The sequence below is a fragment of the Bacillus nitratireducens genome, from assembly GCF_036320425.1.
Classification (GTDB): Bacteria; Bacillota; Bacilli; order Bacillales; family Bacillaceae_G; genus Bacillus_A; species Bacillus_A nitratireducens.
The window spans coordinates 99,661-125,013 of record NZ_JAUMJO010000003.1; the positions used below are offsets into that span (position 1 = coordinate 99,661).

The following is a 25,353-nucleotide window of genomic DNA, read 5'->3' on the forward strand; positions in this document are numbered from 1 at the left end:
TCTTTTTTCTATTCGGTATGTACAAGAGGTAACAGATGACATTATACGGAGGGTGTACATGAGAAGACGTTGTGTACATAATATGTTATGTTTATATAAGTAATATTTTATTACGGTGCGGGGTGAAATTAAGAAACAGAAAAGAGGGAATGAATTGAGGTGTAATTTTTCATTTCATCAGCCAAGAAGAAGTATATTAATTTCAGCGATGTTAAGTGGCCTAGTAACCCTATATGTAGTACCCACACTTTTCTTGATTTTAAAATATTTTAGTTTAGATACGATGAAAGATATGTTAAATCAAAAAATTGTCTTAAGTATAATGATAATTTTGATGTGGATTGTACTATTGTATGTTGCGTATTTGAATAAAGATATAGTTAACAAATTTAAACCGATTATTAGGATTTATATTAGAATGTTTTTAGTAGCGCATGTGGTTACTCTGCTTTTTATTTTCACGCAAAATAATATGAATCTCGTAAATACACTGAATTGGATTTACAATTATAACGCACAGTTTATATTTAGTTTAATTGTAATTTATGCGATATATGTTTTGGTGTATAACGTGCTTGGGAAAGTTTTTTTGAGTACTATTTTGACAAGCATTTTGCTAATTATTTTGGCTATTGTAAATCACTTCAAAATTGTTTTTAGGGGAGATCCACTATATCCTTCTGATTTTACACAGATTGGACATATGCAATCTGTTATACCAATGGTAATGGATTACTTTAGTTGGGGTTATATTCTTCTCGTTATTGTAAGTATTGTTGTCTGTATTTTGGCGGGTATGTATGTGAGGAAGTATATTCAAAATGTAAAAGTTCATGCAGGCGTACGAGTTCTATTTATAATAGGATCCGTTTTTATTTTATATGTGTATTGTAATTTTACGAATACGTTTATGAATAAATGGTTTCAAAAGTCAGGTATAGAGTTCGTTTTGTGGGATCAAAATGAAAATTATGCTTCGAATGGTTTTGTGTTAGGCTTTATAAGTAATCTAGATACAACAGTTATTGAAAAGCCAAAAGAGTATTCAAAAGAAAATATGCTTCAAATAGCAAATGACATAAAGAAACAATATGGTAGCAACATAGGGGCGCAGAAACAAAAAGAGAAACCAAATATTATTTTTGTAATGAGTGAATCGTTTTGGGATCCAACGAAATTAACGAATCTTTCCTTTAGTGAAGATCCTTTACCGAATTTACATCAGTATATAGAAAGTTTTCCGGGTGGACAAGCTATTTCGCCGGCATTTGGAGGAAATACTGCGAACGTTGAATTTGAGGCGTTAACAAGTTATTCAATGAGTTTGTTAAAACCTGGATCTATACCATATCAGCAAGTCGTTACAAATAAGATAGAAATTCCATCTATTCCTCGAGCGTTGAAAAAAGAAGGGTATTACACAAGCGCAATTCATTCGTTCGGTCGCTCATTCTTTAAACGTGATGATGTATATAAAGTGTTAGGATTTGATAAGTTTAATGCACAAGATACGATGGAAAATGTAGAAGTTGATGGAGACTATATTAGCGATTTATCTATGAGTAAAGAGATAATAGCTGAATTAGAGAAGCAAAAGAAACCTACTTTTATTCATGCGGTTACAATGCAAAATCATTTTCCATTTACAGAAGGAAGATTTGGCGAAAATCAAATAGAGATTAGTGGTTTAGAAAATGAAGAATCGAAGGCTGAATTGGAGACTTATACAGAAGGCTTAAGACGTTCAGATGAAGCTCTTCAATATTTAATAGAGGAGCTAGATAATTTAGATAGACCTACATTATTAGTATTCTTTGGAGACCATCTCCCATCACTAGGAACAAATAAATCTCTTTATAAAGAGACGGGTTATATAACGAATGAAAAAACGCCAAGTGAACGATTAGCGATGGCGCAAACGCCGTTATTAATGTATGCAAATTTTAATATATCAAATGACAATTTAGGTTTAGTAAGTCCAATTTATTTTTCAAATCTTGTCCTTGATTATGCTGGATTAAATAAGGTACCGTTCTATCAATTTTTATCGAAGTTATATGAAGAAATTCCCGTACTTCGTGACGAATTGAAGATAGGAAAAGACGGAGAAGTAATAAAAAGTTTAACAGCGAAACAAAAAGAAATGTTAAAGCAATATGAGCTTATTCAATATGACTTACTCGTCGGAAAGCAATATAGTAAGGAGATATTATTTAAATAGGCGACAAAAAAGAACTTGTATACGATACAAGTTCTTTTTTCATAGTATTTAACGGGGTAACCAGACAAGCTGGGTTTAGGGAGTATTACTTGTACATTTAGTATAAATTAAAATAGAATTGTTTTATTGATTGATTTGTGAGAAGTGTGTGAATTTTTTATTTAGTTTACGATTGAATAATTTGTTTAACGCGTAAACTCTTTAAGATTTCTAAGAGTTTTTTATTTAGATATATATTAAAATTTCAGAAAAATCAGTTATAATTAAACTGTATGGTAATTTTAAAAAAAGAGGTGGGATATTGAAAAGTTTTTGGGGCGAGAAAATAACAGAATTTATCATTAGTATCGCAGTTATTCTTACTGTGAGCTACGTACCATTCTATTTGTTTCTAGGAAATAAGCTTGATTTTATTACATATTTACAGAGGTTAGCTTCGCCAAAGGATATTGCACATATTGATACAAACACTATGCAGTCAATTCCTTTTTTTGAACGAATTATGGAACCGTATACGTATTCTATGACCATTCTTTTAATTGCTACTTGTTTAACAATTATACTTTCAATTGGTCTTTCATCCGTATACTTATTAGTTTCTTCTAAAATTAAAAAGGGGATTGAGAGTTGTTTAATTTTAATAGAATCAGTTCCAGATTTATTATTAATTTTTAGTTTACAATTATTTGCTGTATGGCTGTATAAACAGACAGGGTATCGCTTCGTTACTATTTATGCGTTTAATGATGAACGTGCCTATTTCTTACCTATTCTTTGTATGACTATCGTTCCAACTCTGCATTTTTTCCGTATTATTGTTTTATTTTTAATGGAAGAGAAGAATAAGCCTTATGTGGAATTTGCTCGTGCAAAAGGGTTTAGTAATAAATATATACTGTATGTGCATTTATTACGTAATATAATGTATCATCTGTTAAATCACTTACAGCCACTGTTCTTGTTCATGATTTCAAGCCTCTTAATGGTAGAAGGTGCCTTTAATATTACAGGGTATATGTCTTTCTTAGTAAGGGCAGGTACTTTAAATCCTTTAACGATGGCATGGTGGATTCTATTATTATTTGTTCCATTCTATATTCTATTTGCTATTATCCATTACCGAGTAAATCGTATTACAGGAGGGGCTTCTCATGATATATAGAAACTTTCGCTCCAAACGTTTTTTGTTTGGTGTCCTGTATTTTGTAGGGATTGTTGTAATTAGTTATCTTATTACGTGGTTTGGTAAGGATTTATATACGAGTAAGACGATATGGATAAGAGATGAGAGTGGGAATGTTGTTGGGGCAGCTCCGTTCAATCCACTTACAGTACCACCGCTCGGTACAGATCGTAACGGTTTGAATTTATTTTTTCAATTATTAGTAGGGGCAAAGTTTACCATTTTATTCGTATTTGGCATATGTGTTGTACAAGTGTTTCTCGGTACGGTATTAGGTGTAATATTAGCTCATACACCATCCATCGTACAAAATTTATTTCAAAAAATATGTAAAGTGTATTTCTTCATTCCGACAGTGCTATGGGCGATTTTGTGGATGTTTCCAATCATGTTGCACAGTGAATTAACTGGATTTAATATGGAGATTATTATAAAGCAATTTACTGTTCTTTATTTTGCGCTACTGCCAGCTGTTATTCTTTATGTGAATCAAGAAATCAATTTATTTATGAAAAATGAGTTTGTTACTACTTCGAAAATATTAGGTGCTTCAAGGTTTCTGATTATTAGAAAGCATATATGGTTGTATTTAAAAGAAATTCTTGTCGTTCTTTTTTTACAGCAGTTTGTTCAATTATTTACGTTATTAATTCATTTAGCGTTTTTTGGGATTTTAATAGGGGGACGAGGTATAGATTATGATACGAGGAAACCATATTCACTTACGAATGAATGGGCGGGGTTAATTGGTCTATACAAAAATGAATTTTTAGCGGCACCATGGATTGTCATTGCACCACTACTATTCTTTACGGTTTCAATATTCGTTTTACATTTAATGATTAAAGGAATAAAGAAAGAGCAAGGTAGAGGCTTATATTCTATAGATAAAAAGACAAAGAATGAGCCATATGAACAAGGAAAGGAAAAGAAAGAAATAGATAAAGCTTTGTTCATTCCGGTATCGTCTAAATCGATAGAAAAAGGTAGTTAAGAAAAAAGAATTTGCTGTAAGGGCAAATTCTTTTTTTATTGTAGCGGGACTATGAATTTAAAAATTTTATAAGTTCCGTATTTAATTCATCTGCTTGATCGATTGGGGAACCGTGGCCACTATTTGTCAGAGCATGTAGTTGCGCATTTTTAATCCGCTTTTGCGTAAGCTCAGCGCTTTTATACGGGATAAGTTGGTCGTGAACACCGTGGAATATTTTTGTTGGGACGTTAATTTTACTTAAGTCCTTCGTTACGTCTTCGTTTGCAGCAGCTTGCAAAATTTTGATGAGAGCATATGAAGCAGACTGCATACCGAGATAAGAAAACCATTCTAACGTAGCGGCTCCTAAGTTTCTATTAAAAAATGATAAAGATACATCATTTAGAAATTTAGGCAAATTTACATGCATTTGATTAATAAGGGTATCTGCTTGTTCTTTCGGTACGCCGTAAGGGGATTGTTGATTTTTTACGAAAGAGGGGGAGACGGCATCGATTAATGCAAGTTTAGAAATATGACGACCGTTATATCGTGACATGTATCGAATAGAAAGAGCACCGCCGACTGAGAAACCAACTAACGTAGCATTTTCTATTTGAAGTGCTTCTAATACAATTGCGATATCGTCAGCTAAACGATCATATGTGTAACCAGTCCATGGTTTATCAGATTGTCCGTTTCCTCGAATGTCCATGGCGACGCAGCGAAACCCATGCTGTGGTAAAACATTGAATTGATATTGAAACATTTGGTGATTCAAAGGCCATCCGTGTACGAAGAAAACAGTTTTACTGTCAGGACCTGGATTCATATCTTGCACAAAAATATGTACATCTTTTTCCACTGTAACGAACATGATATATCCTCCTCATGCGTTTTAATAGGCTCTTTCCCAAAAGCGCTGTTTTGTCATTGCCTGAATAAATTCATTCGCAAGTAGAGTAGGGCTTTGTTCTGTTATCACGCCAGGTTTTTCTTCGATATTTAAAGATTGAATAATGGTAGTTCCATTTTGGAAAGCGCCAATGGGCTTAAAGTGATTATATGATTCTACGACAAATGAACTTGCTTTATTAAGAAAATGTTCATCAAAGTTTCCGCCAATAAGAAGTAGCCCGTCATAAAGAAGCGGTGATCCTGTTAAGAAAGTATCATTCACTTCCCACTGTACATTTTGTGTTCCTTGAACTATACCTAGTCGTTCGGAAATAATTACTGGCTGAAGACCGACTCGTTTGAATTGCTGAAGCATAGATTGTGCGTTTTGCCCGTCATACCCGTTTGCAACAATGACACCTACTCGTAATGTACTGGGACTAAATGTTGTATTCGCCATACTGAGTGCTGGAGATGATTTTGTGACATTTGATTCTTGAACATTCGGTACTGTTGCTCCGACCGCTTCTGCGACTAAAGTAGCCAATTCGGTACTAATATGACCAATCATACTTACGACTTGTTGGCGAACGGATTTACTTTTTACTTTTCCTAATTCAAAGGAGAAGGCTTGCATAATATGGATTTTTTCGATGGGACTCATACTATTCCAAAATAAGCGGGCTTGTGAGAAGTGGTCTTTAAAACTTGCAGCTGTTTCTCTCGTTTTATGTCCGGATATAGTAGAAGGGTATGTAACAAATCCACCCTTTGTTCCGGGGACAGTGTAAGGTGAATTATTAGCTAAGGAGTTATTATGGTAAGCGACTTTCCCTTTATCAATTATATATTTAGAAGCACCATCTCTTTGGTTGTTATGAAATGGGCATATCGGACGATTAATCGGTAATTCTTGATAGTTTGTACCGACGCGCGCCAATTGTGTATCCGTATAGGAAAAGAGCCTACCTTGTAAGAGAGGATCATTTGTAAAATCGATACCACGGACAATGCTTCCAGGATGCAGTGCGACTTGCTCTGTTTCAGCAAATACGTTATCAACGTTCCGATTTAATGTCATTTTTCCGATGATTTTAACAGGGAAGTCTTCTTCCGGCCAAATTTTTGTTGCATCTAATATATCGAAATCGTATTTAAATTCATCCTCTTCTTCTAAAATTTGAATGCCAAGTTCATACTCAGGGTAGTTTCCAGCATTAATATTTTCCCATAAATCACGGCGATGATAATCTGGATCAGCACCGCCTAGTTTTTGAGCTTCATCCCAAATTAACGAGTGAACGCCAAGCTTAGGCTTCCAGTGGAATTTTACGAATCGGGACTTTCCGTGCGTATTAACTAAACGAAATGTATGAACGCCGAATCCTTGCATCATTCGAAAACTTCTCGGAATTGAGCGATCCGACATAATCCACATCATCATCGCAGCTGATTCTTGATTATTGGCGATAAAGTCCCAAAAAGTATCATGTGCTGTTTGCCCCTGAGGAATCTCATTATGTGGCTCGGGTTTAAGAGCATGAATAAGATCCGGAAATTTAATACCATCTTGAATGAAGAAAATGGGAATGTTGTTTCCTACTAAATCGAAATTTCCTTCTTCTGTATAAAACTTAACAGCGAACCCTCGTACATCTCGGTTCGTTTCATTTGCACCTTTTGATCCAGCAACTTCGGAAAAACGAATAAAAATAGGTGTCTTTTTAGATGGGTCTTGTAAAAAATGAGCCATTGTTAAGTCTTCTAAAGATTCATATAGCTCAAAAACACCATGTGCTCCGTAACCACGGGCATGAACGACTCTTTCAGGAATTCGTTCACGGTCAAAATGAGCGAGTTTTTCTCGCATAAGGAAATCTTCTAAAAGTGTAGGACCACGATCGCCGGCGGTTAAAGAGTTTTCATCATTTGAAATTTTGACACCCGTATTCGTTGTCATCTCTTTTCCTTCATTGTTTTTCGTAAAGGATTGTAACTGTTCTATCTTCTTATTTTCCCGACTATCCATATAAAGCACCTCCCATACTATACGTATTATTGTTCATGGTTTTTATGCTTACATATGGTCTGGAGAAGTATATTATCTATGGATTGATTTTCCTCATTTGTTCAATTTATCTTTGTTTGTCTATGAAAATCATTTATTATAATAAATGGTATTCTTTTGAAGGGGTGTTGAAGTGGAAGAGAGTTTTCTATCAGCTAAAGAAGAAAAAACAAACGCTAAGATTTTCTTATGGGTAATACATATTATTTTAATTGCATATGAGGTTACATACACGATTATAATAGAAGATACAATGCCTTTAGGAAATTGGCATAAAGTGATATGGAAGCTTGCATATATTATGGTTATATTAGGTATTAGTGTTTACTTATTTGAGAGAGGAAAAGCGTATTTAGTTAAATATACATATTTATTTGCATACATAATCGCAGAGATTTTTAATATTGGATGGTATGTTTTTCATAATACAATAGCATTTGATGAAGGGAATGTAATTGAATTTATTTTCATTTTCTTCGTACCGATATTTTTGAGTAAAAGATATTTATTTATCTTAGCGCCATTTCTTATAGGGAAATATATGATATACCTATTTGTATTTGGAGAACTTAACTTGTTTATGTCTCTTGTTATCAATATGTTGTTGCTTTTCGTGTCATTTATTATTTTAAATCGATTTTTACAATATCTTTCAGCAGTAAAGGGACGTATTGCAGAAGCAAGTCAGTCACAAAAATTGGCAGTTATCGGAAAAATGGCAGCGACAGTTGGGCATGAAATTAAAAATCCACTTGCTTCATTAAAAGGGTTTACGCAATTACAAAAAGAGAAACACGAAAAAGATGCAACATATGGACAAATGATTCTTGAAATAGAAAATATGAATAATATGATTAGTGAATTAATGGAGATTGCTACATGTAAACCTTCTGTTTATGAAAAACATATTGTAAGTGATGTTTTAGTACAATCAGTAGAAAATATGCGCGGAAAAATGGACGAGTTAAATATAAATTGCACCTTTAATGAAGAGAAAAATAGAAGTGAAATTGAATGTGATAAACGCAAATTAAAAGGAGTATTTTTGTATGTTATTAAAAATGCTTTAGAGGCAATGGAACATGGTGGAACATTAAAAATACAAGTTGAAACTAAAAAAAGAGATTACGTAATAGTAAGTATAGTAGATAGTGGCTTTGGGATAAAAAAGGATAATTTAGGACGAGTTAAGAATGCCTTTTATACAACAAAGCAAGAAAGAATTGGATTAGGTCTTACGGTAGCAGAGCGAATTATTACAGAGCATCTTGGAGAATTACATATTTCTAGTGAAGTAAAAAAGGGAACGAGAGTAGAAATATTGCTCCCGAAAAAGCGTAAGCGCAATGTGACACAAGATTAAGAGGGCTTGTTAAAGGAGTTATCATATGGAAAAAGGCAATATATTTGAAAAAGAAGAGATAAAGGCGTTAAAAATATTTTTAAGCTTATTCTTCTTTATATTTTTTGCGTATGATTTTTCTGAAAAGGCTATTGTTCTTTTATCAGATGAAAATCAAAAACTAGCAGATATTTTGGGAGAAGGATTAGGTCTATGGCTATATAGTTTGATGATTGGATTATTCCTTGTCGGACTTTATATTATAAAATGGGGAAATCCGTATATTGTGAAGTATATTATTTTAATTGGCTATAATATATTGGATTTTATTAATAACTTCATTATTTATTACGGAAGTGATGCGGAATTTGATGGCGGGAATATAGTAGAAGGATTCTTTATTTTATTTGCACCGATATTTGTGAATAAGAGGTACTTTTGGCTAGTTGCCGGAACTATTGTTGGAAAATATGTACTTATGGGATTCGTTGTTCAATCCTTTATCGTTCTTATCCCAATGGCATTATACAGCGCGTTTGTTATTGTATGTTGGATTATATTCTTAAGATTCCAATCTTACGTTCGTACACTTGAAATGATGGATAAAGAAATACAAAAGGTAGAAAAATTAGCAATGGTTGGAAAAATGGCAACAGTAATTGGCGATAAGATTAGAAGACCATTAGAAAAATTGAAAAAACTTGTGAAGAAGCAAGAAAAAAAACATCCAGAAGATAAGATTTATAGTGAAATTATGAGACAGGAAATAGAGCGAATTCATACAATAGCTACAGAACTCAGTGGGTTTGAGAAGTCTAAATCGGTAGAGTCAGAAACTCATAATATTAAAGAAATTATCTCTTATGTTATCAGGGTTATGGAAAAGCCAGCTTTAGAACAAGGGATAAAAATGCATGTTATTTATAGTAAAGATATCCCTTCAATTACATGCGATGAAAAACGATTGAAACAAGTATTTTTTAATTTAATAAAAAATGCGATTGAAGCAATGTCAGTTGGCGGAACTATTACTGTGAAAGTTATAGTGAAAGATGTAATCATTGTGCAAATTATAGATGAGGGATGCGGCATTCCAAAAGATAAAATTCCGAAGCTAAATGAAGCTTTCTACACAACGAAAGAAACTGGAACAGGCTTAGGGTTAGTAGTTACGGAAAATATTATTAAAGATCACCACGGTAAATTGAACTTTGAAAGTGAAGTTGGAGTTGGAACGACTGTTGAGATTATGTTGCCGATTTAACGGTGGGATATTTTAAAAAGGGGAAATCACTTTCTTTAGAGTGATTTCCCTTTTCAGTGTGGATGGAAGTACGGAATTTTAATAAACGGGATGTTTACTACATTAACAGGGGGGATAAATTCAGACATCTAAAATATGGGTATTTTTAAAGGGGGGGTATAGAATAAATTTGTCTGTTATTTGTTTTAATTTAGTTGTAATCTTTTTGGCCTCGGCAGCGAGGTCCTTTTTTGTAAATGAATGATTTGTAAGTGGGGACTATATATCAGTGATTAGAAAAATAGAGTATACAGCACTTGCAGTAATCCCAGGGGTAATATAAAGAGATATCGCATCCCCCCTCGAGACCGGGTTTCCAGTTGTAATACTAGTCCAAGTTACAGTGGCGGGTCCAGGTGCTGGAGTAGGGTTATACACTTGAGGTTGTCTAGAACCAATATCCATGGGTTTAATTGAAAATGTCATAGTCCCCGTAATTTTATCTGTAGTAGTTAAAGTAATAGTAGATAGGATGTAACCAGAGGTAGGAGCAGAGAGGTTTGTTGGGACATTCTTGCAAATATCAATCGTATAAACAGCAGCGGGTAAGTTATTAATATTTATAGATGCAGCAAAACCAACTATATTTCCAGCTCCAGCAGTTACATACGGAATAACGTTAGAATCAATTCCTGGAGAACCTGCTATACGTTGAAACCCAGCATTCGTTCCTTGAAAAATCATACTTTTCGCTGATGAACTACCAGCAGTTCCGGTAGGTCCGGTTGTGCCGGTAGAACCAGTGACTCCAGTAGGCCCGGTTGTGCCGGTAGGACCAGTGACTCCAGTAGGTCCGGTTGTGCCGGTAGAACCAGTGACTCCAGTAGGTCCGGTTATCCCGATAGAACCAGTGGCGCCGATAGGTCCAGTGATGCCGATAGAACCAGTAGCACCAGTAGGTCCAGTTGTGCCGGTAGAACCAGTGACTCCAGTAGGTCCAGTGATGCCGATAGAACCAGTGATGCCGATAGAACCAGTAGCACCAGTAGGTCCAGTTGTGCCGGTAGAACCAGTGACTCCAGTAGGTCCAGTGATGCCGATAGAACCAGTGGCACCAGTAGAACCAGTAGGACCAGCCTCTACTAATACGATATAATCCGGAGATACATTCGGAAAACCTTGAGGTGCATCTTTTTTTACAACATAGCCACTACTCGTGTAAGTCACAACTTGTCCCGTTTTATAGTTAGGAGCGGCCGCTAGACTAAAAGTGGTAGTGCTTTGTAAACCGGCCCCAGCAGTTCCAGTAGGTCCGGTGGCGCCAGTAGCACCAGTAGCACCAGTAGCACCAGTAGGTCCAGTGATGCCGATAGAACCACCGTTACGTCTACCGTCACAACTAAAACAATTGCGTTGATACATGTACTTTCTCCTTTCTATATTTTTGAAAATCTATTATACAAGTAGAACTACTATATATATATTGTAGATTCTATATTTTTGTGTGGCCGATTGTATTGTGTATATAGATTTCAAAAGTAGAGGAGGTTTTATTAGTTTGATAACTAAGGTTTTATAACCACCATTTTTCCTGTGGAAGCAAAGTAACATCCGCACCAACATTCTCTTTAAACCAATCATACATCAATGTCTCTTTCACTAAATATTCAGAGGCAGAGTGCGACACACCGATGAGCGACATATTTGTTTCTTTTACGTAATCCATAATGAGCGAGTATTTATGCCTGCCGTAATCATTGTCGATATGACAATGGATTTCTCCTGTAATATATGCTTCAGCTCCTTTTTCTTCTGCTTCTTTCATTAAAGAAACGACATCGCCACATCCAGCGATAACTGCAATTTTTTTGATGGAATCATGTTGTTTACCTTCGAAGTCTGTATACGGAATGTTAAAGAGTTTCTTTAGATGTTTTTGGAGTTTTTCTGTTGTTGTTTCGTCTATTTCACAAATGAGGCCGACTGGTTCGTTTTCTGGACCACCGTAAGCAAACCCTTCAATTACATTGGCTTGTAGTGCTTTAGCGATTGAAATGCTAGTTCCAAATGTTTGATGAAAATCCATTGGAACGTGACATGTATATATAGAAAGTTGTTTTTCTTTAATTGCCTGCAAATATTTTGATGAAATTGGAGTAAATCCTCGCCCTGACTTTCCGAGTGGATCACCGCACTCCATCACAATTGGATGGTGCATGAAGAGTAAATCACCTGGCATGGATTGTGAAATGAATTTTTCGAGAACATCATCCGTTGGGAACACAGCTAAAAAGATTGTGTTTACATTTTCAGCACCTCTTATCATAAGACCGTTAAATAACTCAACAAAAGTCGCTTCGAAAAATTGTTGCCATGGAAACTGGATTTGATCATATGTAGCTGGAAGGAAACGACTAAAGGAACTGTCTTTTCCGTATTTTTCAATTTGGAATAAATGATTAAGTGATTGTTCTATTTCTTTTAAAGCTGGCATGTTGTGTTATCCTCCTTAAAATAATCCTTACCCTGTTAGTTGTTTTTGTTTTTCGTGGCAAAATAAGAAGCGGATAGGAAGCACAAAAAACCTAGAATCCAACCGATAGAAGGAGAATAGGGAAGTATATGTTGTAATACCATTCCGCTAGAAATAAAAAAGCTACCGAGTAGACCTAAGAAGATGGGGTATCGCAGTAATTTGAACATACGTGATACAACCTCCTTTATTACATATATTGTATAGTAGTCTCAATTTTCTGTATATAAGATTTAAGAAAAATGGTGGTACAATATATAAATGATAAGAGAAGAGAGGATGTAGGTTCACACATGTACGTTACTGTAACAGAGGCAGCATATAAAAAGATTATGGATACGATTCCAAGTGAAACGAAATATATAAAGTTATTTTATGATAATGAAGGTTGCGGTTGTGTCATGAGTGGGATTATTGATTTAGTAGCCGTTTCAGAAAAAGATGAGCGCGATGTAGATATCGAATCAAGCGTACTAAACTTTATTGCAGATCGCACAAAGCTTGTATTTATGGATGATAAGTTAACAGTTGATTGGCATGAAGGTGGAGGAACTTTTCAGCTGAAGAGCCCGAGCCAATTTTATAATCCAAATATGAAGTTACACGTTCGAGTGTAAGAAAGAAAAGGTGGTTCCAAAATATTTTTGGACCGCCTTTTTATTATATAAGGTGCTAGCAGTGTCGGGTAAGTCGATATTCTTTTTTGAATCACGGATATAAGTTTATGGATTAAGGTGCTTCATACAATACAAAGATTTTTTCACATAATGAAATGTACATGTGATTGAATTTTCTGTATAATTTTACTTGTGGGGGGGGATACGCATGAGAAGATGGGGGATTGAGTTGTTAATTTTAGCAGTCGTTATTATTTGGGGGATTAATTTTACGATTGCGAAATATGGACTTTTAGAATTTACAGCAATTGAGTTTACTGCACTTCGGATGATATCGGCGGCACCGCTTATGTTACTCCTTACATTTTTTATTGAAAAGTCGGTTTATATGGAGCGAAAGGATATACCTAGATTAATCATCGTTAGCGTTGTAGGTATTGTACTGTATCAAACATTATTTATGGAAACTGTCAAATATACATCCGCTACAAATGCCTCTTTACTCATTTCTATTTCACCTATTTTTACAACTGTATTTGCGATTTTTTTGAAACAAGAAAAGTTTTCTTCTCGAAAGTTAATCGGTTCAATGATTGCCTTTTTTGGTGTAGCGTTAGTTTTAGTAGCAGGGCATTCGCTTATTAGTTCTTTTTATGGAAATGGAATTGGGCTAATTACATCGATATGCTGGGGGCTTTATCCTGTTTTAGCAGGGCCATTAATTAAAAAATATTCAGCACTACGTGTTACCGCATGGTCTGCACTAGTTGGCGCGATTCCGCTCTTATTGTTAAGTGGTCCACATGTATTTGTAATGCCATTTCACATTACGCACGGAATGACACTATTTGCTTTACTATATTCTATTTTCTTTGTAACAGTATTTGGTTTAGTGATGTGGTATGTTGGTGTTCAAAAAATTGGGGCGTCACATACGATGGTATATATGTATATAACGCCACTTGTAGCTGTTTTATTTGCAGCTATATGGGCAAATGAATATGTATCGTTCCAACAAATAATCGGTGGAATTATTATTTTCTTCGGTCTATGGTTTGTGAAATCGGAGAAAGTAAAAGTGCATGCTACCGTACAGGAACCTATATCAAAATAGGAAAACAGATCACCTATGATCTGCTTTCCTATTTTTTTATTTTTGGTAAGAAGACGAGAAATACGATAGCAGTAATAAGTGGAATTAAGTTTAAAAATGGAATGCGGAAGAGTGTAATAAGAATAATACCTGGAAGAAGAACACCGAGGACAGCATAGAAAATACTATGTTTTTTCGTGTACCAATATAAGGAAAGTCCAATAAGTGCAGGGACAATGAGGTGAATGAGAGCCATTAAAAAATAAATCATTAGACGCCCCCTTTATTTATGTGCTTATTACATCATATCCGTATGTTCATAGATTGATATCACTTTTTTCATAATTGGACGAAAAATGTTTTGAAAAACGTCACATTTGCGAGGGATTCTATATTAATAATCTTGTATAATATTATTTCCTAAAAACATTTTAAAAACATAAACATGCTGTTTATGTTTTTAAATTTGAGTGAAATGGATTTTAAGTAGTATGGACTCGAAAGAAATGAGTTATACAGCTTTTGTTGGATAGATAAAAACTACTGAAGAGGGGTACAGCATGATTAGTATGTCATTAAGATCGTTTAAAATTCAATCGTATTATCTACTAGGTATTCTGTTATTAGGCTGGATGTTAACACCGTTTTCAGCACATTTTCTAGGTGCTGGAATTGGACTTATTGTAAGTATGTACTGTGTTTGGCTTTTAGGGAGACGGATTGAAAAGCTTGGAGATAGTCTCGTAAAGAAGACGAAAGCGCCGACGCTCGGTATGTTTAATCGTTTTGCAGCTGCTATTTTGGGTGCTATTATTATGTACGAAATTGAGCACCACATGGTTATGTGGGCATTTGCAGTAGGGATTCTGGGTGGTTATTTCTTAATCGTTGTGAATTTAGGCTACTATAGTATGAAAAATGAGGAAGAATTAACAAAGAGTTAAAAGAGCTTCTTTTTTAGATGGAACAGAGGATCCGGCGATGGATAGAAGCGGTCAGGGCCTTTTTTGTTCCAGTGCGGTGTGAAACCAGAATGGAAAAGAGTTTATGTATTCGAAGCTGTGGTTTGTATGTATGAAAATCTGAGTATATAAATTGAAAATTAGGTTTGGAACTTTTTTAGATAGAAAAGAGGATCTAGCTGTTGGTAGAAGCGGTTAGGGCTTTTTTTGCTCCCATACGATGTGAAACCAGAGCGATGTAGTAAGTGGAAAAAGAGTTTATGTGTTTGAAGCCGTGATTTGTACGTGGATAAATTAAATAATATATAGAAAGAAGCTTACGTTTTTCACGTAAGCTTCTTTTTTATGTAAGTGTGTGTAACCGTTAAGCCGCATTGGGTTTTGTCGGTGAGTACGCGGAACTTTACGGTTACACGACACTTATTCATATGAGTAAAAGGGTTATTCCAACAGAAAGTTTATACTTAAGCGATTGGGCCGCCTAAGTTAATAATATCTTCAGAAACGCTATCAAACTTTTTGAAGTTTGCTTTGAATTCGTTTGCAAGCTCAATTGCTTTCACTTTGTAAGCATCTTTATCAGCCCAAGTTTGTTCAGGCATCAATACTTCGTCAGGTACACCTGGTACGTGAAGTGGAACTTCAAGACCGAAGATGTCGTGTTTCGCAGTTTCAGCTTTTGCAAGTTCGCCGCTTAATGCTGCTTGAATCATTGCGCGAGTATAACCTAAGTTCATACGTTTACCAACGCCGTATTCGCCACCAGTCCAGCCAGTGTTTACTAAGAATACTTTCGCATCATGTTTCTCGATTTTTTCACCAAGCATTTCAGCATAGCGAGATGCATCAAGTGGTAAGAACGGTGAACCAAAGCAAGTTGAGAATGTAGCTTGCGGAGATGTAACGCCGCGCTCTGTTCCTGCTAGTTTGCTAGTGTAACCGCTTAAGAAATGGTACATAGCTTGCTCTTTTGATAACTTACTGATTGGAGGCAATACGCCAGATGCATCAGCAGTTAAGAAAATAATTGTATTTGGATGTCCTGCAACACTTGGTAGTACGATATTGTCAATCGCATGCATAGGGTATGCAGCACGTGTATTTTCTGTTAAAGTAGTATCGTTATAGTCAGCGATGCGTGTTTGACCATCAATGACAACGTTTTCTAAAACTGAACCGAATTTGATTGCATCGAAGATTTGTGGTTCTTTCTCATGAGAAAGGTTTACACATTTCGCGTAGCAACCGCCTTCAATATTGAATACGCCGTTATCAGACCAACCGTGCTCATCATCACCGATTAATTTACGGTTTGGATCAGCGGATAATGTTGTTTTACCTGTTCCAGATAAACCGAAGAATAGTGCTACGTCGCCTTCTTCACCTACGTTTGCAGAGCAATGCATAGAAAGAATGTCTTGTTCTGGTAGTAAGAAGTTCATAATAGAGAAGATTGATTTTTTCATTTCTCCAGCGTATTCTGTACCACCAATTAGTACGATACGTTTTTCGAATGAAACCATAATGAATGCTTCAGAGTTTGTACCGTCAATTACTGGATCTGCTTTAAAGTTCGGTGCAGAAACAATTGTAAACTCTGATTCATGAGTTGTTAATTCTTCTTCAGTTGGACGAATAAATAATTGATGTACGAACAAATTATGCCATGCGTATTCGTTAACAACTTGAATTGGTAGGCGATAGTTGCGGTCAGCGCCAGCAAATCCTTTGAAGACGAATAACTCTTCTTTTTCTTTTAAGTATTCTAAAACTTTTGTATATAATTTATTAAAATGTTCTTCAGAAATCGGTTGGTTCACAGCTCCCCAAGCAATTTTGTCGGCAACCGATGCTTCCTTCACAATAAATTTATCTTTAGGAGAACGTCCTGTGTATTTTCCTGTTGAAGCAGAAACGGCACCAGTAGAAGTTAATTTCCCTTCATTTCGCATTAATACTTTTTCCACTAATTGCGGAACACTTAGTTGAATCTGTGCATTGCTTCCGTTCAATAATTCATGTAAACCAATTTGGACATTCACAGTACTCATATTTATATACCATCCTTTTCATTTAATGAAATATTTCTCGTAATCCCCATCAAGAGTATAACACAATTATATAAATAATGTATACTATTTATTTATTTTTGTTTGTGTGAATGTATTAGTTCCTTATTAATATTTCATTCTATACGTATTGAGAAAAACTTTCAGGAAAATGTGAATATTAATTGACAAATGAATATCATTTCTTTAGTATAGGTTGGGACGGATACTCTCTTATCCCGAGCTGGCGGAGGGACAGGCCCGATGAAGCCCAGCAACCTCACTTGTAGTGGTAAATACAGGTGAATAGGTGCTAAAACCTGTGCGAGGCTAATGGTCTCGAACGATAAGAGCAAAGGGCAAAAAGCAGTATGCAAGTAGCAAATTAAACCTTTCCTCTATATTAAGTAGGAAAGGTTTTTCTGTATGCTTGTGTGGGAGAATAAATGTATGTCGCAGTTTGTGGCAAATTAAGGATGAGTTCCGTACAATATATACAATTACTGTAGGGAGGTTTACCACATGACAAAAAAACGTCATCTGTTCACATCTGAGTCTGTAACTGAAGGACATCCAGATAAAATTTGTGACCAAATTTCTGATTCAATTTTAGATGCGATCTTATCAAAAGACGCAAATGCACGTGTAGCTTGTGAAACAACTGTAACAACTGGTTTAGTATTGGTAGCGGGGGAAATTACGACTTCTACTTACGTAGACATTCCGAAAATCGTTCGTGAAACAATTCAAGGCATTGGTTACACACGTGCAAAATACGGATTCGATGCAGAAACTTGTGCAGTTTTAACATCTATCGATGAGCAATCTGCTGACATCGCTATGGGTGTTGACCAAGCGCTAGAAGCACGCGAAGGTCAAATGACTGACGCTGAGATTGAGGCAATTGGTGCAGGAGACCAAGGTTTAATGTTTGGTTTTGCATGTAATGAAACACAAGAATTAATGCCACTTCCAATCTCGCTTGCTCACAAATTAGCTCGTCGTTTAACTGAAGTACGTAAAGATGACACATTATCATACTTACGTCCGGATGGAAAAACGCAAGTTACAGTTGAGTATGATGAAAATGGTAAACCTGTACGTGTAGATACAATTGTAATTTCTACACAGCATCATCCAGATGTTACATGGGAAGAAATCGATCGCGATTTAAAAGAGCATGTAATTAAAGCTGTAGTTCCAGCAGAATTAATGGATGGAGAAACGAAATTCTTCATTAACCCAACTGGCCGCTTCGTAATCGGTGGACCACAAGGTGATGCTGGTTTAACAGGACGTAAAATCATCGTTGATACTTACGGTGGATACGCTCGCCACGGTGGCGGTGCATTCTCTGGTAAAGATGCAACGAAAGTTGACCGTTCAGCAGCATATGCAGCTCGTTATGTTGCGAAAAATATCGTAGCAGCTGGTCTTGCTGACAAAGCAGAAGTACAACTTGCATACGCAATCGGCGTAGCGCAACCAGTATCAATTTCAGTTGATACATTTGGCACTGGTAAAGTATCTGAAGACGTACTAGTAGAACTAGTTCGTAACAACTTCGATCTTCGCCCAGCTGGTATTATTAAAATGCTAGACTTACGTCGCCCAATTTACAAACAAACAGCAGCTTACGGCCACTTCGGACGTACTGATGTAGATCTTACATGGGAACGTACAGACAAAGCAGCTACTTTAAAAGAGCAAGCTGGTCTATAATATATGAAAAAAAGCTTTGCGCTGTGTGCGCAAAGCTTTTTTTATTTGGTTTTATTTGCTATTTGGATGCAGGAACTGCAATAAACTTCGCCGTCTAGCTCAATATATTTTCTCATGTTTGTCATACCACTTGCCGGAAATGGCATATGAATCCATGCTTTTTCATACGTTTGTATTTCCTTTTCGCATGATTTGCAAAGGGGAGGTTTCTTACGGAACATAGACGGTCACCCTTTCAGTTGATGCGCTTTTCCTGCGCAAAAAGCACTGCTCAGTAAAAATAGCGTTGCGAATATAATACTCACTAATGTAGCGTATGGAATCGCGCCTTTTAAGGAAAATCCGACAGTGATGGAAGCAACAAATAAGAGGATGAATGTTGTTGTTAATTTTTTATAAAGTTCCATAGTATGTGAACCTCCGAATTGTTTTGTATTGTAAATTTTAAAACTAAGCTTAAACCTATTATGTAGAGAACATAAGAAGAGATAAATAGTAGCTAATGATGTGAAAGCTAGGAGTATAAGAAATGGAAATAGTATGCCTATTTAAATTCCTTTTTGTGGGTGTTCATACTTATATTGTATCATGACGTATCGGTGGCTTCATACAGAATTGTGTAAAGGTATGTATGATAAAATGAAGAAAAGCTTTTAAGAAAGGAAAGATGAAAAATGAGTGTAACTGAACATAAAAAACAAGCGCCAAAAGAAGTGCGCTGCAAGATCGTGACGATTTCTGATACACGTACAGAAGAGACGGATAAGAGCGGACAACTATTACATGAATTATTAAAAGAAGCGGGTCATACAGTGACCTCTTATGAAATTGTAAAAGATGATAAAGAGAGTATTCAGCAAGCAGTGTTAGCTGGTTATCATAGGGAAGATGTTGATGTCGTGCTAACAAATGGCGGAACTGGTATTACGAAACGTGATGTAACGATTGAAGCAGTGTCAGTGTTATTAGATAAAGAAATTGTTGGGTTTGGTGAGTTATTCCGTATGATAAGTTACTTAGAAGATATCGGAAGCAGCGCAATGTTAAGTAGAGCGATCGGCGGTACAATTGGGCGCAAAGTTGTCTTTTCGGTGCCAGGGTCTAGCGGAGCGGTTCGTCTTGCGATGAACAAGTTAATTTTACCGGAATTAGGTCATATTACATTTGAGCTGCATCGTCAATGAAAATTGCAGGAATTGTATTAGCGGGCGGTATGTCGAGTAGATTTGGTGAGCCGAAAGCGTTAGCGATTTGGAAGGGGACTACTTTCGTTGAGCATATTGTGAAAGTGATGACAACTGCGTTGCAAGAAGTTGTAGTCATTAGTCACTCCGATATAAAAGAGCGAGTAGAGCAATTCGTACAAGTTCCTGTTATAGAAGATATTCCGCATTATAAAGGAAATGGACCACTTGCTGGAATTGTATCAGGAATGGAATATATAGAAGCAGATTGGTATGCTATTATGCCTTGCGATGTGCCAAATGTTTCGCATGAATGGTTTACCATTTTACTAGAGCAAACGAGCGATGAATATGATGCGGTTGTCCCTATTATTAATGGAAGAAAACAACCGTTACTTGCAGCGTATCATAACCGTGTGAAAGAAAAAATTTATGCTTTGCTTCAAGACGAAAAAAGAAGTATGGGCCAGCTTTTATCACAATGTAATGTGAAATATATTGCTGGTGAAGATGTACAAGCGAATGCAGATTGGTTTATAAACGTGAATACGAAAGAAGAATATGTGCAGGCTCAAAAAGACCTTTCAAATGAATGAAAGGTTTTTTTGATATACAGAAATTGGGGAACAATTGCTGTATACAGGTATGTGAGTAAGTAGATTTTAAGGGGAATCTCTTAAAATCGTTATACAGTAAAAATACTGTATAACCATATATTAATTTTTATGGGTTTTTATTACAAGTCTGTTTAGTTATGTATGATTCTGTTATAATTAATATAGAAATAAGGTTATGCTTCACCTTGTGTACCATTTATTAGACTAAAATTTATAATTGTGTAATAAACTCCCTGTCTTTCATTGCAGGGAGTTTATTTAAGTGTTAAGCCAATAGTTCTGCTTCGTTTTGGTGAAGAACTTCTTCATACTGGTTAAATAAACTATGAAAGATTTCATCCCAACTTTGTGATTTCGCATAAGAAGAGGCGGCAACTCCCATTTGTTTTAATTTTTCTTCATTATTTAATAAAGAATAAATAGATGATAAAAATGAATCCTCATTTTTTGGTTCACATAGAAATCCGTTTTTTTCATCTATAATAATATTTTTAACCCCGCCACTATTTGCACCAATAACAGGTGTACCACATGCGAGTGACTCCAGTACGACGTTCCCAAATGTTTCAGTAGCAGATGGAAATACCATTAGATCGGAGGAAGCATAGGCCTCAGCTAAATTCGCGCCTTGTAAATATCCAGTAAAAGTTATATTTGTTTTTGAGACATTTTCATGTAGGCCCTTTGCGAGAGGACCATCTCCAGCGATGAGCCAATGAATATCGTCACGTTCTTTGTTCGTCGTTTGAATAAGTGTTTGAAGAGTGTCGATATCTTTTTCAGGAGCAAGGCGCCCGACGTAGGAAAGAATATATTTCGCTGTAATATTATATTTTTTTCGGAATAGGTCTTTATTGTAAGTTGGATGAAAGAGAGTACAATCTACACCACGTCCCCAAATATAGAGCTGTTGAAATCCTTTCTTCTTTAATTGATGTAATGTTTCAGGAGAAGGCACAAAGTTTTTTTGCATATGACTATGAAACCACTTTAAATAGTTCCATAGCATATTGGAGAGAAATTCGATTTTGTAATAGCGTAAATAAGCATCGAAATCAGTATGATAAGAACCGACAACCGGGATATTTAACTTTTTTGCATAATATAACCCACAAAGTCCCATATTGAAAGGCGTAGCAATATGAATGATATCGGGTTTAAAGGCAAGAAGTTCCCGTTTAATGCGCGGAGTAGGAAAGGCAAGGCGACATTCTGGATATAATATTGTTAACGGGATACTTCTCATTTTATTTACATTCGCTACGAAATTATCTTCAGCCGTATGCTGAGGGGCGAAAACAGAATAGGCGATATTTTCTTTTTGAAAATATTTAGTTAAACGTTCCAAAGTTTTCGCCACACCGTTGACTTGTGGTGTAAATGTATCGGTAAATATGGCGACTCTCATCATATCGCTCCTTTACATGAGTGGAATGAGTTGATAAAAAGAGATGATGCCAGAGCAAGTGCCGAGGCACATGCCTACAAATACATCTGACGGATAATGAAGCCCTAAATAAATACGGGAAATACCGACGCATAGCGCTAACGGTAATAGAAAAGCAAGCAAGTTTGGATTATAGCAAATAAATGGAATGAGGACAGAGAAAACAGCCGTTGTATGTCCGGATGGAAAAGAATGATCTTTTAATGGATGAACTGGATATTTTGCATCCTGAATTGTCAAATAAGGACGTTTTCGTGGATACCATCTTTTTAATATTTGCACTGGAATATGGCTAATTGTTAAAGAAATAGCAGTTGCAATTGCAGCTTGATGCAAATTCCCTGTTGCGAAAATTAAAAAGAAAAGTGTGAGTGCAATGGAGAATGTAGCACCACCGATATGGGTAATATTGCTGAAAAAGATGTTTAATGTTTTTTGATCAAAGTAGCGATTAATTCCTTTGAAAATGTAACATTCTATTTTATATAGTCCACTGACCTTCATGAGATTTTTCCTCCCTCATTTACATATATATGGAGTTATTAACTTCTATTTTAATAAGATTTTATTGAGGGGATAATAAGGTTTTGTAAAGAAAAAGTTAGATTTTTTCATAAAAAAGCTGCCAATCTTATGGCAGCAGTAAAATTATTTTTGTAATGATTTATAGTACTGACCTTTTTCAACATATTGTGTGCGAATTCGTTCCATGTCTTTACGGTCTTCCTCTGTTAATTCACGAACGACTTTCGCTGGACGGCCGAAAGCTAACGTATTCGGTGGAATTTTCTTTCCTTGTGAAACGAGGCTTCCAGCACCGATAAAGGCTCCTTCACCAATTTCAGCACCATCTAATATAATAGAACCCATTCCAATTAAAGCATCTTTTTTAATATGACAGCTATGTAAAATAACTTGATGCCCAATTGTAACATCGTCTTCTAAAATAAGAGGGTACTGAGGGCTTTGGTGAAGTGTACATTGGTCTTGTACATTTACCCGATCTCCAATTATTGTTGGTGATACATCGCCGCGTATGACTGTATTAAACCAAATACTTGATTCTTCGCCAATGGAAACATCGCCTGTAATGGTAACATAATCAGCGATAAAAACACTACTCGCAATTTTCGGATTTTTTTCTTTGTAAGGATATATCATGTAAAGCCTTCCTTTCCTAGAGACTAGTTTTAGTGTATCAAATTATAAGAAAGAGTGAAATGGAGGAGTTTCGTATGTGGAACTATGAAGCGGAAGAAGCGAAAGCCGTCATTATTATCGTACATGGTGCCATGGAATATCACGGGCGTTATGAAGCAGTTGCAGAAATGTGGAATCATAGCGGTTATCACGTTGTTATGGGGGATCTTCCAGCACACGGAACAACTTCAAGAAATAGAGGACATATCGATTCATTTGATGAATACATAGAGGAAATAAAGTTATGGGTGAAAGAAGCAAGAAAATATAGATTGCCTATTTTTTTATTTGGTCATAGTATGGGAGGACTTGTTGTTATTCGTATGATGCAAGAAACGAAAAGAGAGGACATAGATGGGATTGTATTAAGTTCGCCTTGTCTAGGCGTATTAGCTGCACCTTCTGCTCCGCTTCGTGCTGCTTCAAAAATATTAAATGTCGTTGCTCCAAAATTGCAATTTGCAACAAATCTTACTGTAGAAATGTCAACTCGTAATCATGAAGTGAGAGATGCGATGGAGAATGATTCATTGTTCTTGCGCAAAGTATCAGTACGTTGGTATAGTGAATTGATTAAGTCTATCGAAATTGCTCATGAGAAAATAGATGATTTTCCAGATGTTCCACTCTTGCTAATGCAGGCGTGTGAGGATAAACTTGTAGATAAAATACGTGTCCGCAAGTGGTTTGATAATGTTAAAATGAGTGATAAGGCTTTTAAAGAATGGCCGAATTGCTATCATGAGTTATTAAATGAGTATGAGCGGGATGAAATTTTGAATTATATTCAGTCATTTACTGAAATGCGTGTCAATAATATAGTAAAAACAAACAAATAAATCATTATTTGTACATTTAATAGAGGAGATGAAGGAAGAAGTGAACGTACCGAGTAATCCCATAACGCTCATGGCGAAAGTATACCGTGATGTGTTTCCGGTTGTACACCATGAGCTAGCGATGTGGAAAGAGCGTGCCTACCATATTCCGAATGATGAGCTTCATAGTCAGGCAATCGCAAGTATTGAGAATAAAACGTTTCATTGCGAGGGCGGTGGTATTTTAGCACTGTTAGCAAATGAGCACCGAGAGGAATGCATTCGTTTTATCGTAGCGTATCAAACAATCAGCGATTATTTAGATAATTTATGTGACCGCAGTACATCACTTGACCCAAATGATTTTGCCGCACTGCATGAATCTATGTTAATGGCATTATCACCTGAAGTAGAAGGTGGCGGTAATTATTATCGCTATCGTGATGATCAAGATGATGGTGGTTATTTAGATGAACTTGTTGAAACATGCCAAGATGTTTTAAAGAAAACGAAGCATTATGATAAAATTGCTCCTGTTCTTCATGAACTTGCTTGTTATTATTGTGATTTGCAAATTCATAAACATGTGAAGCTAGAAGAAAGAGAACCACGCTTACAAACATGGTTTGAAGCACATAAAGAAAACTTACCTGAGATGAGTTGGTTTGAATTTTCAGCATGTGCCGGTTCTACGCTTGGAATCTTTTGTCTTGTAGCATATGCATTCCATGATGAATTACATGATGAAGATATTGCGAAAATTAGACAAGGATATTTTCCTTACGTACAAGGACTTCACATTTTACTTGATTATTTCATCGATCAAGAAGAAGACCGTATAGGCGGAGATTTGAATTTCTGTAGTTATTATGAAAACGAGCAAGCTATATTAGATCGGATGAAACACTTTGTAGAAGAAGCAGAGAAGAGCATTGGTGATTTGCCTCATGCGAAGTTTCATCGTCTCATAAGCCGAGGGTTACTTGGTATTTATTTATCAGACCAAAAAGTATCAGCACAAAAGAATATGCACAAAATGGCACGGCGCATTGTAAAATACGGAGGGCTTACTTCACGATTCTTCTATTGGAACGGGAAGATGTACCGAAAGAAAATGGCGCAGTGATGAAAAAAACCACTCATGTAGAGTGGTTTTTTTTATCCCGCATTAACGGGCAGTAA

24 protein-coding genes and 1 riboswitch are annotated in these 25,353 nt (G+C 35.9%); of the genes, 13 read left to right on the forward strand and 11 right to left on the reverse strand.

All coding sequences use genetic code 11. The features are described 5' to 3' along the window. The first annotated feature begins 154 nt into the window (after positions 1-154). The 3 genes from Q3V31_RS12395 (at position 155) to Q3V31_RS12405 (ending at position 4,398) form a co-directional block, all read left to right on the forward strand. Entirely contained in the window at positions 155-2,221 is a 2,067-nt protein-coding gene (locus Q3V31_RS12395; protein ID WP_139265989.1) for an LTA synthase family protein, read from the forward strand. 301 nt (positions 2,222-2,522) lie between these two features. Beyond that, on the forward strand, positions 2,523-3,383 hold the full coding sequence (locus Q3V31_RS12400) for an ABC transporter permease subunit (protein ID WP_090814142.1): 861 nt from the start codon (positions 2,523-2,525) through the stop codon (positions 3,381-3,383). Beyond that, complete coding sequence (locus Q3V31_RS12405; protein WP_329765312.1) at positions 3,373-4,398, forward strand: ABC transporter permease subunit; 1,026 nt, start codon at positions 3,373-3,375, stop codon at positions 4,396-4,398. Before Q3V31_RS12400 ends, Q3V31_RS12405 begins: the two co-directional genes overlap by 11 nt. A 49-nt stretch (positions 4,399-4,447) precedes the next feature. Here the strand turns inward: Q3V31_RS12405 and Q3V31_RS12410 are convergent, their stop codons facing one another. Together Q3V31_RS12410 and Q3V31_RS12415 are read right to left on the reverse strand one after the other, a co-directional pair. Beyond that, complete coding sequence (locus tag Q3V31_RS12410) at positions 4,448-5,257, reverse strand: alpha/beta fold hydrolase (protein WP_090814144.1); 810 nt, start codon at positions 5,255-5,257, stop codon at positions 4,448-4,450. Positions 5,258-5,278: 21 nt separating this feature from the next. Continuing rightward, on the reverse strand, positions 5,279-7,306 hold the full coding sequence (locus tag Q3V31_RS12415; protein ID WP_097872077.1) for a catalase: 2,028 nt from the start codon (positions 7,304-7,306) through the stop codon (positions 5,279-5,281). Between the two features lie 172 nt (positions 7,307-7,478). On the opposite strand from Q3V31_RS12415, the gene Q3V31_RS12420 reads away from it, so the two are divergent. Beyond that, entirely contained in the window at positions 7,479-8,708 is a 1,230-nt protein-coding gene (locus tag Q3V31_RS12420; protein ID WP_090814146.1) for an ATP-binding protein, read from the forward strand. A gap of 25 nt (positions 8,709-8,733) precedes the next feature. Then, positions 8,734-9,951 carry an ATP-binding protein gene (locus tag Q3V31_RS12425; protein ID WP_090814147.1) on the forward strand — a complete coding sequence of 406 codons (1,218 nt, stop codon included), beginning with the start codon at positions 8,734-8,736 and terminating at the stop codon, positions 9,949-9,951. A 258-nt stretch (positions 9,952-10,209) separates the two neighbouring features. Here Q3V31_RS12425 and Q3V31_RS12430 read toward each other — a convergent pair whose 3' ends face one another. Next, on the reverse strand, positions 10,210-11,352 hold the full coding sequence (locus Q3V31_RS12430) for a collagen-like protein (RefSeq protein ID WP_329765313.1): 1,143 nt from the start codon (positions 11,350-11,352) through the stop codon (positions 10,210-10,212). Between the two features lie 151 nt (positions 11,353-11,503). Further along, on the reverse strand, positions 11,504-12,424 hold the full coding sequence (locus Q3V31_RS12435) for a Nif3-like dinuclear metal center hexameric protein (RefSeq protein WP_016130381.1): 921 nt from the start codon (positions 12,422-12,424) through the stop codon (positions 11,504-11,506). A gap of 332 nt (positions 12,425-12,756) precedes the next feature. Between Q3V31_RS12435 and Q3V31_RS12440 the strand changes: the two genes are divergently transcribed. Further along, positions 12,757-13,080: an iron-sulfur cluster biosynthesis family protein gene (locus Q3V31_RS12440; protein ID WP_000289574.1), complete on the forward strand. Its 324-nt coding sequence runs from the start codon at positions 12,757-12,759 to the stop codon at positions 13,078-13,080. 208 nt (positions 13,081-13,288) lie between these two features. Continuing rightward, complete coding sequence (locus Q3V31_RS12445) at positions 13,289-14,194, forward strand: DMT family transporter (protein WP_001255395.1); 906 nt, start codon at positions 13,289-13,291, stop codon at positions 14,192-14,194. 28 nt (positions 14,195-14,222) lie between these two features. Here Q3V31_RS12445 and Q3V31_RS12450 read toward each other — a convergent pair whose 3' ends face one another. Next, positions 14,223-14,444, reverse strand: a complete 222-nt coding sequence (locus tag Q3V31_RS12450) for a hypothetical protein (RefSeq protein WP_000639046.1) — start codon at positions 14,442-14,444, stop codon at positions 14,223-14,225. A gap of 289 nt (positions 14,445-14,733) precedes the next feature. Between Q3V31_RS12450 and Q3V31_RS12455 the strand changes: the two genes are divergently transcribed. Continuing rightward, positions 14,734-15,117 (forward strand): ATP synthase subunit I, encoded by a 384-nt coding sequence (locus Q3V31_RS12455; protein ID WP_329765314.1) that lies wholly within the window; start codon positions 14,734-14,736, stop codon positions 15,115-15,117. Positions 15,118-15,599: 482 nt separating this feature from the next. Here Q3V31_RS12455 and pckA read toward each other — a convergent pair whose 3' ends face one another. Next, positions 15,600-17,186, reverse strand: a complete 1,587-nt coding sequence (gene pckA / locus Q3V31_RS12460) for a phosphoenolpyruvate carboxykinase (ATP) (RefSeq protein ID WP_000108818.1) — start codon at positions 17,184-17,186, stop codon at positions 15,600-15,602. A gap of 228 nt (positions 17,187-17,414) precedes the next feature. Continuing rightward, positions 17,415-17,536: riboswitch (SAM riboswitch) on the forward strand. 169 nt (positions 17,537-17,705) lie between these two features. On the opposite strand from pckA, the gene metK reads away from it, so the two are divergent. Beyond that, complete coding sequence (metK, locus tag Q3V31_RS12465) at positions 17,706-18,905, forward strand: methionine adenosyltransferase (protein ID WP_000163119.1); 1,200 nt, start codon at positions 17,706-17,708, stop codon at positions 18,903-18,905. 41 nt (positions 18,906-18,946) lie between these two features. On the opposite strand, the gene Q3V31_RS12470 is transcribed toward metK, so the two are convergent. Then, entirely contained in the window at positions 18,947-19,126 is a 180-nt protein-coding gene (locus Q3V31_RS12470; RefSeq protein ID WP_000488703.1) for a hypothetical protein, read from the reverse strand. A 6-nt stretch (positions 19,127-19,132) separates the two neighbouring features. Beyond that, a complete protein-coding gene (locus Q3V31_RS12475) occupies positions 19,133-19,312 on the reverse strand; it encodes a hypothetical protein (protein WP_000424802.1) in 180 nt (59 codons plus the stop codon). Positions 19,313-19,579: 267 nt separating this feature from the next. On the opposite strand from Q3V31_RS12475, the gene Q3V31_RS12480 reads away from it, so the two are divergent. After that, positions 19,580-20,089 (forward strand): MogA/MoaB family molybdenum cofactor biosynthesis protein, encoded by a 510-nt coding sequence (locus Q3V31_RS12480; protein ID WP_090814149.1) that lies wholly within the window; start codon positions 19,580-19,582, stop codon positions 20,087-20,089. Further along, positions 20,086-20,685, forward strand: coding sequence for a molybdenum cofactor guanylyltransferase (locus tag Q3V31_RS12485; protein ID WP_016130378.1), 600 nt, complete (start codon positions 20,086-20,088; stop codon positions 20,683-20,685). Before Q3V31_RS12480 ends, Q3V31_RS12485 begins: the two co-directional genes overlap by 4 nt. Before the next feature lie 286 nt (positions 20,686-20,971). Here the strand turns inward: Q3V31_RS12485 and Q3V31_RS12490 are convergent, their stop codons facing one another. From Q3V31_RS12490 to Q3V31_RS12500, 3 genes are all read right to left on the reverse strand, one after another. Beyond that, positions 20,972-22,114: a glycosyltransferase family 4 protein gene (locus Q3V31_RS12490; RefSeq protein WP_090814150.1), complete on the reverse strand. Its 1,143-nt coding sequence runs from the start codon at positions 22,112-22,114 to the stop codon at positions 20,972-20,974. Positions 22,115-22,126: 12 nt separating this feature from the next. Continuing rightward, on the reverse strand, positions 22,127-22,657 hold the full coding sequence (locus Q3V31_RS12495; RefSeq protein ID WP_000868588.1) for a phosphatase PAP2 family protein: 531 nt from the start codon (positions 22,655-22,657) through the stop codon (positions 22,127-22,129). 144 nt (positions 22,658-22,801) lie between these two features. Further along, complete coding sequence (locus tag Q3V31_RS12500) at positions 22,802-23,314, reverse strand: gamma carbonic anhydrase (protein ID WP_329765315.1); 513 nt, start codon at positions 23,312-23,314, stop codon at positions 22,802-22,804. Positions 23,315-23,388: 74 nt separating this feature from the next. Between Q3V31_RS12500 and Q3V31_RS12505 the strand changes: the two genes are divergently transcribed. Both Q3V31_RS12505 and Q3V31_RS12510 read left to right on the forward strand, forming a co-directional pair. Next, positions 23,389-24,192 (forward strand): alpha/beta hydrolase, encoded by an 804-nt coding sequence (locus Q3V31_RS12505; RefSeq protein ID WP_000267407.1) that lies wholly within the window; start codon positions 23,389-23,391, stop codon positions 24,190-24,192. A gap of 40 nt (positions 24,193-24,232) precedes the next feature. Beyond that, on the forward strand, positions 24,233-25,297 hold the full coding sequence (locus tag Q3V31_RS12510; protein ID WP_001102478.1) for a tetraprenyl-beta-curcumene synthase family protein: 1,065 nt from the start codon (positions 24,233-24,235) through the stop codon (positions 25,295-25,297). Positions 25,298-25,353: the final 56 nt, after the last annotated feature.

Excerpts from the sequence above, each read along its gene's own strand:
- Q3V31_RS12435 (WP_016130381.1), bottom strand. The coding sequence starts at position 12,424 with ATGCCAGCTTTAAAAGAAATAGAACAATCACTTAATCATTTATTCCAA.
- Q3V31_RS12410 (WP_090814144.1), bottom strand. The coding sequence starts at position 5,257 with ATGTTCGTTACAGTGGAAAAAGATGTACATATTTTTGTGCAAGATATG.
- Q3V31_RS12495 (WP_000868588.1), bottom strand. The coding sequence starts at position 22,657 with ATGAAGGTCAGTGGACTATATAAAATAGAATGTTACATTTTCAAAGGA.
- Q3V31_RS12475 (WP_000424802.1), bottom strand. The coding sequence starts at position 19,312 with ATGGAACTTTATAAAAAATTAACAACAACATTCATCCTCTTATTTGTT.
- Q3V31_RS12415 (WP_097872077.1), bottom strand. The coding sequence starts at position 7,306 with ATGGATAGTCGGGAAAATAAGAAGATAGAACAGTTACAATCCTTTACG.
- Q3V31_RS12485 (WP_016130378.1), top strand. The coding sequence starts at position 20,086 with ATGAAAATTGCAGGAATTGTATTAGCGGGCGGTATGTCGAGTAGATTT.
- Q3V31_RS12455 (WP_329765314.1), top strand. The coding sequence starts at position 14,734 with ATGATTAGTATGTCATTAAGATCGTTTAAAATTCAATCGTATTATCTA.
- metK (WP_000163119.1), top strand. The coding sequence starts at position 17,706 with ATGACAAAAAAACGTCATCTGTTCACATCTGAGTCTGTAACTGAAGGA.
- Q3V31_RS12425 (WP_090814147.1), top strand. The coding sequence starts at position 8,734 with ATGGAAAAAGGCAATATATTTGAAAAAGAAGAGATAAAGGCGTTAAAA.
- Q3V31_RS12480 (WP_090814149.1), top strand. The coding sequence starts at position 19,580 with ATGAGTGTAACTGAACATAAAAAACAAGCGCCAAAAGAAGTGCGCTGC.
- Q3V31_RS12405 (WP_329765312.1), top strand. The coding sequence starts at position 3,373 with ATGATATATAGAAACTTTCGCTCCAAACGTTTTTTGTTTGGTGTCCTG.
- Q3V31_RS12490 (WP_090814150.1), bottom strand. The coding sequence starts at position 22,114 with ATGAGAGTCGCCATATTTACCGATACATTTACACCACAAGTCAACGGT.
- Q3V31_RS12440 (WP_000289574.1), top strand. The coding sequence starts at position 12,757 with ATGTACGTTACTGTAACAGAGGCAGCATATAAAAAGATTATGGATACG.
- Q3V31_RS12505 (WP_000267407.1), top strand. The coding sequence starts at position 23,389 with ATGTGGAACTATGAAGCGGAAGAAGCGAAAGCCGTCATTATTATCGTA.
- Q3V31_RS12430 (WP_329765313.1), bottom strand. The coding sequence starts at position 11,352 with ATGTATCAACGCAATTGTTTTAGTTGTGACGGTAGACGTAACGGTGGT.
- pckA (WP_000108818.1), bottom strand. The coding sequence starts at position 17,186 with ATGAGTACTGTGAATGTCCAAATTGGTTTACATGAATTATTGAACGGA.
- Q3V31_RS12500 (WP_329765315.1), bottom strand. The coding sequence starts at position 23,314 with ATGATATATCCTTACAAAGAAAAAAATCCGAAAATTGCGAGTAGTGTT.
- Q3V31_RS12445 (WP_001255395.1), top strand. The coding sequence starts at position 13,289 with ATGAGAAGATGGGGGATTGAGTTGTTAATTTTAGCAGTCGTTATTATT.
- Q3V31_RS12450 (WP_000639046.1), bottom strand. The coding sequence starts at position 14,444 with ATGATTTATTTTTTAATGGCTCTCATTCACCTCATTGTCCCTGCACTT.
- Q3V31_RS12470 (WP_000488703.1), bottom strand. The coding sequence starts at position 19,126 with ATGTTCCGTAAGAAACCTCCCCTTTGCAAATCATGCGAAAAGGAAATA.